Consider the following 5,593-nt stretch of genomic DNA (forward strand, 5'->3'; position numbering starts at 1 on the left):
GTCAATGCACACTATGTATTTGGCATTTTTAGATACTGGTGAATCGATTTTCACAAACTCATCCTCCTCTTCTGTTGCAACAATACAACATTCACCACCACTGGTCAGTGCACTTATAAATTGCGTATTGGCATACACATCAAGCTTCTGTTGCCCCTCACCCTGAATATTCATGGTTCCGGCAGCTCCCAGTATATCAACCAGACCTGCTTTATTCACCTCCCGGTTAACTATTTTGGAGGCAATACCAATATCCCGAAGCAATCTTGAAAGCTCTCCTTTTGCATAAGGGAAATCGGCCTGTTTTTCTATTATAAATTGACCCAGTGTTTTTATACCTGACATATACTTAGTGTATTTAATACGTTATCTAACGCCTATTTCTATGACCTCTAAGTTATGTATTTTTTCTTCTGAAACAGAAAATCTAATTAAAGTTTTAACCTTATGCCAACCCGAATTTCCTGCTGCACCGGGATTTATATGTAAACAATCGATTTTCTTGTCGTACATCACCTTTAAAATATGTGAATGCCCGGCAATAAATAATTTCGGAGGCTTAGTGTACATTTCACCCTTTACCTGCGGAGCATATTTCCCCGGATAACCCCCAATATGTGTTATCCATACATCAAGGTTTTCGCAATTAAAACGCAAGTGTTCAGGGTAAAGGCTTCTAATCTCTTTACCATCAATATTTCCGTAAACGCCACGAAGTGGTTTAAAGGCGGCAAGCTCTTCGGCTACATTGGGTCCAAAATCTCCCGCATGCCATATTTCATCGCAATCGGCAAAGTGTTTAAAAACCGCTGGATCCAAAAATCCATGTGTATCAGAAATCAGGCCTATCTTAGTCAAAGTATATGTTCTTAATATGTATCAAACAAAGCTATGTATAATGACATTTATACAATTAAAAAGCCAGCAAGAAATCTTTAAGTAATCTCTTATAGGCTTCGGTATATATTTTTTCAGATTCGTAAATGAAGAAATTACTAATCTTTGGCGCAACCACTTTCCGCTGGAGGCAAATGATATGGCGAAAAACAGGTTTACTTTCATCAGAACAAACATTTATTCTTTCGCCCAGCGCCAGATTAAATGCTGCTGCCCCCGCAACCACAAACTCTGCTTGCTTAACCGGGAGTATTAACCAAATACATCCATCATCAGTTAATAGTTCTGAAGTTTTCATTAACAGCAACTCAAAAAAATCCTGATCAGCGTGCCTTGCAATCCCTTTTCTTTGTTCCGGATTTTTAAGGTCGTTAACAAAATAAGGAGGATTGGAAACAATTAAGTCATATTTAACATCAGTATTATACGATGCTATAGCACAATGGTGGGCTTTAACTCTTGCAGAAAAATTAGAATTGTTAAAATTAGCTGAAGCCGCTAATGCTGCCGATTCGTCTATCTCTACAGCATCAACTAGTGCCTCTGGAAAACGCTGCGCCAGCATTAAAGCAATAACGCCCGTACCGGTTCCAATATCGAGTATTTGTTTAGTGTCATTTTTTTGAACAATAGCGCCTAGTAACACTCCATCAGTATTAATTTTCATGGCACAACCCGACTGGTTTACCTCAAACTGCTTAAATTTAAAAATACTTCCCATACGCTTCTGCGAATATATTACATTCTAACCTCGCGGTTTTAAAATTTTAACGCTAAATTTGCGGCTCAAAACACTACAATGATTTATTTCTTCTCCAATCAATCCAATACAGTTTTCGCTTTACAAACCGCGCAAAACTTATCCGATACTGATATTACAAAACTAGAATGGCTGTTTGGCGGTGCAAAATTAAAGCAAGAAACCGTATTAACAGACTTTTTTGTCGGACCTCGAGCAGCAATGATAACTCCATGGAGTACAAATGCGGTAGAGATTACACAAAATATGGCCATCGAAGGAATCATCAGGATTGAAGAATTTCATAAAGTAGAAGAAGGTTTTTCTGACTTCGATCCAATGTTATCTCAAAAATATAAGGAACTTAATCAGGACATATATACTATTAATATACAACCGGAACCTATTATTGAGGTTAGCGATATTGCTGCCTATAATAAACAGGAAGGTTTATCACTAAGTGATGAAGAAGTAGAGTACTTAAATGGTCTTTCTCAAAGACTTGGAAGAGCACTTACTGACTCAGAAGTATTCGGTTTTTCTCAGGTAAACTCAGAACACTGTCGTCACAAAATCTTTAACGGTAAATTCGTTATTGACGGTGTGGAACAACCTACATCTCTTTTCAAGCTGATCCGTAAAACATCAGAAGAAAACCCCAATGATATTGTTTCTGCCTATAAAGACAATGTTGCCTTTATTAAAGGTCCGGTAGTTCAGCAGTTTGCACCTAAACGTGCTGATGAGCCCGACTATTATGCAATCAGCGATTTTGAATCCGTAATTTCCGTAAAAGCAGAAACACATAACTTCCCAACAACTGTAGAACCATTTAATGGTGCTGCAACCGGATCAGGTGGCGAAATTAGAGACAGACTTGCAGGTGGACAAGGCTCACTACCTTTGGCTGGTACTGCAGTTTATATGACTGCCTTATCAAGATTGGAAGAAAATCGCCCTTGGGAAAAAGGTGTTGAAGAAAGAAAATGGCTATACCAAACTCCAATGGATATCCTAATCAAAGCTTCTAATGGAGCAACTGATTTTGGAAATAAATTTGGCCAACCGCTAATCACCGGTTCGGTTCTTACATTCGAACATGAAGAAGGCGGACGCAAACTTGGTTTCGATAAAGTAATCATGCTTGCTGGTGGTGTTGGTTATGGTAAGGCCAGCCAGGCTAAAAAACAAAAACCTTCTGAAGGTGATAAAATTGTTGTCCTGGGTGGAGAAAATTATAGAATTGGTATGGGTGGTGCTGCAGTATCATCTGCAGATACCGGCGCCCTTGGGAGTGGAATTGAATTAAATGCCATTCAGAGATCTAATCCTGAAATGCAAAAAAGAGCAGCTAATGCTGTACGTGGCATGGTAGAGAGCGATCATAACAGCATCGTATCGATACATGATCATGGTGCCGGTGGTCACTTAAACTGCCTTTCTGAACTGGTTGAAGAAACCGGTGGAAAAATAGACCTTGATAAATTACCTGTCGGTGATCCTACCCTTTCAGCTAAAGAGATTATTGGTAACGAATCTCAGGAGCGTATGGGTCTGGTAATCGGACAAGAACATATAGAAACACTTCAAAAAATTGCAGATCGTGAGCGCTCTCCAATGTATACTGTAGGTACAGTTACAGGCGATCACCGCTTTACATTTGAATCTGCAACTACCGGCGCTAAACCTATGGATCTTGAACTGAAAGACATGTTCGGCAGTTCTCCAAAGGTAATCATGGAAGACAAAACCATTGATAGAAAATACGAGCCGGTTACTTATGATAAAGCCCAGTTAAATGTTTATCTGGAACAAGTATTACAACTTGAAGCTGTTGCCTCTAAAGACTGGTTAACCAATAAGGTTGACCGTTGTGTGGGTGGCCGCGTTGCCAAACAACAATGTGCCGGACCACTACAATTGCCACTTAACAACTGTGGTGTTATGGCGTTAGATTTTCAGGGAAAAGAAGGCATCGCAACTTCAGTAGGTCACGCTCCCCTATCTGCATTAATTGATCCGGCAGCCGGAAGTCGTATTGCTATTGCCGAATCTCTTTCTAATATTCTGTGGGCACCATTAAAAGATGGACTAAAAAGCGTTTCCCTTTCAGCCAACTGGATGTGGGCATGTAAAAACGAAGGTGAAGATGCCAGATTATACGAAGCTGTAAAAGCTTGTTCTGATTTTGCAATCAGCTTAGGAATCAATATCCCAACAGGTAAAGATTCCTTGTCGATGAAACAAAAATATAAGAGCGATGAGGTGATTGCACCGGGTACTGTGATTATTTCAGCTGCAGGAAATTGCAACGACATCACTAAAGTTGTTGAGCCCGTTTTACAAAAAGATGGCGGTTCAATTTACTACATCAACCTATCTAACGATACTTATAAACTTGGTGGTTCTTCCTTTGCACAAATCTTAAACAGAATTGGTAATGAAACACCTGATGTTAAAAATGCAGATCAACTTAAAAATGCTTTTAACACACTTCAGGAATTAATAAAAGCTGACAAAATACAAGCAGGACACGATATAGGTAGCGGTGGTTTAATAACTACTTTACTGGAACTTTGCTTTGCCGATCGTGATCTTGGTGCATCATTAGATCTTTCTTCTTTAGGTGAGCAAGACATTATAAAATTACTTTTTGCTGAAAACATCGGCATCGTATTCCAGGCAACTAGCGATGTTGAGGCTACCCTTTCTGCAAATGATGTTGCTTATCACAAAATTGGTGAAGTTACTTCAACCGCAAGCTTACAAGTAAAAAACAATTCAGATACCTTATCTTTTGACATTGATCACTTACGTGATGTATGGTTCAAAACTTCTTATCTGTTAGATAAAAAACAAAGTGGACCAGTAAAAGCAAAAGAACGCTTTGACAACTACAAAAACCACATACTTAAATACAACTTCCCTACTCAGTTTGACGGAAAGAAACCGGTTATTGATGCTTCAAAACCAAGACCAAAGGCAGCTGTTATTCGTGAAAAAGGAAGTAACTCTGAACGTGAACTTGCTAACGCCATGTACCTTGCAGGTTTTGACGTAAAAGATGTTCACATGACTGATCTTATTGCAGGCAGAGAGACTTTAGAAGACATACAGTTCATTGGTGCGGTTGGTGGCTTCTCTAACTCCGATGTTTTAGGATCAGCCAAAGGATGGGCAGGAGCTTTTATGTACAACGAAAAGGCTAAAGTTGCACTTGAAAACTTTTTTAGCAGACCAGATACATTATCTGTAGGAATCTGTAATGGTTGTCAGCTTTTTGTTGAGCTGGGCTTAATCAATAAAGACCATGCAGAAAAACCAAAAATGCTGCATAACGAAAGTGGTAAACACGAAAGTATATTCACCTCATTAACCCTACAAGAAAACAATTCAGTTATGCTTTCTACATTGGCAGGAACTACATTGGGTGTATGGGTTTCACATGGTGAAGGCAGGTTCCAATTACCTTACTCAGAAGATAAATATCAAATCATAGCAAAGTATGCTTATGAAACTTATCCTGCAAGCCCGAACGGTTCAGATTATAACACAGCAATGATGTGTGATGAGTCTGGTCGTCACCTGGTAATGATGCCACACATTGAGCGTTCATTATTCCAATGGCATTGGGCAAATTATCCGAAAGAACGTAAAGATGAAGTTACACCTTGGATGGAAGCCTTTGTAAACGCCCGTAAATGGGTTGAAACGCATAAAGGATAAGAGCTCAGCCTCTTCCATTATTGCATTTGTCTAAAAATTAATTAGATTTGGTTACAACAGATGTGTAGCAATAGCTCCCATCCTTCTTAACCAAATCTAATTCAATGTTTAGATAACTATGTTATCCTACCAATCTTATACTGATAATGAATTGGTTCTTTTGTTCAAAAAGGATGACCATGCTGCCTTCACAGAAATATATATTCGTTATTCCTCTGCTTTATATAATAG

General features: G+C 38.9%; 3 protein-coding genes and 1 pseudogene. 1 reads left to right on the forward strand and 3 read right to left on the reverse strand.

Features of this window, described 5'->3' with window-relative positions:
• The 3 genes and pseudogenes from AC1DG9_RS22395 to AC1DG9_RS22405 form a co-directional block, all read right to left on the reverse strand.
• Window positions 1-345, reverse strand: a pseudogene (locus tag AC1DG9_RS22395) (class 1 fructose-bisphosphatase); the annotation flags it as partial.
• A gap of 21 nt (window positions 346-366) precedes the next feature.
• The gene (locus AC1DG9_RS22400; RefSeq protein WP_288882302.1) at window positions 367-858 is read right to left on the reverse strand and encodes a metallophosphoesterase family protein; all 492 of its coding nucleotides are present in this window, start codon (window positions 856-858) and stop codon (window positions 367-369) included.
• Between the two features lie 55 nt (window positions 859-913).
• Window positions 914-1,618 (reverse strand): tRNA1(Val) (adenine(37)-N6)-methyltransferase, encoded by a 705-nt coding sequence (locus AC1DG9_RS22405; RefSeq protein ID WP_172663842.1) that lies wholly within the window; start codon window positions 1,616-1,618, stop codon window positions 914-916.
• Window positions 1,619-1,696: 78 nt separating this feature from the next.
• Here AC1DG9_RS22405 and purL point away from each other — a divergent pair, with 78 nt between their 5' ends.
• A complete protein-coding gene (gene purL, locus AC1DG9_RS22410; protein ID WP_337715202.1) occupies window positions 1,697-5,362 on the forward strand; it encodes a phosphoribosylformylglycinamidine synthase in 3,666 nt (1,221 codons plus the stop codon).
• Window positions 5,363-5,593 lie beyond the last annotated feature (231 nt).

The sequence above is a fragment of the Pedobacter sp. 05L430 genome, from assembly GCF_056397585.1.

Excerpts from the sequence above, each read along its gene's own strand:
- AC1DG9_RS22405 (WP_172663842.1), bottom strand. The coding sequence starts at position 1,618 with ATGGGAAGTATTTTTAAATTTAAGCAGTTTGAGGTAAACCAGTCGGGT.
- purL (WP_337715202.1), top strand. The coding sequence starts at position 1,697 with ATGATTTATTTCTTCTCCAATCAATCCAATACAGTTTTCGCTTTACAA.